At 58.9% G+C, this 494-nt stretch carries 1 pseudogene; it reads left to right on the top strand.

The features are described from left to right. Window positions 1-494 (top strand): annotated as a pseudogene (locus tag BG74_RS01685) (NADH-quinone oxidoreductase subunit NuoG); the annotation flags it as partial.

Raw genomic sequence — 494 nt, 5'->3', positions numbered from 1 at the left:
TCGGCGGCGAGCTTCGCCGAAAGCGACGGTACGCTCATCAACCAGGAGGGCCGAGCACAGCGTTTCTTCCAAGTCTATGATCCAGCGTACTACGATGACCAGGTCATTATGATGGAAAGCTGGCGCTGGCTGCATTCGCTACACTCCACCTATTTGAACCGCCAAGTGGATTGGACCCGGCTTGACCATATTATCGATGCCGTAGTCGCGGCGCTGCCTGAGCTGTCGGGGATCAAGCACGCCGCGCCGGATGCCAGTTTTCGTATTCACGGCCAGAAACTGGCGCGAGAGCCGCACCGCTATAGCGGACGAACTGCTATGCTTGCCAACATCAGTGTCCATGAACCGCGTGTGCCGCAGGACCAGGACACCATGTTCGCTTTCTCCATGGAGGGCAATAATGCCCCCCAGGCGCCGCGCCAGCAGGTGGCATTCGCTTGGGCACCGGGCTGGAACTCCCCCCAGGCTTGGAATAAATTCCAGGATAATGTGGG

This window comes from Sodalis-like endosymbiont of Proechinophthirus fluctus, from assembly GCF_001602625.1.
In the GTDB taxonomy this organism is placed as follows: domain Bacteria; phylum Pseudomonadota; class Gammaproteobacteria; order Enterobacterales; family Enterobacteriaceae.
Note: the sequence above shows the minus strand (reverse complement) of the source record. Positions and strands in the feature narration are given on the sequence as shown.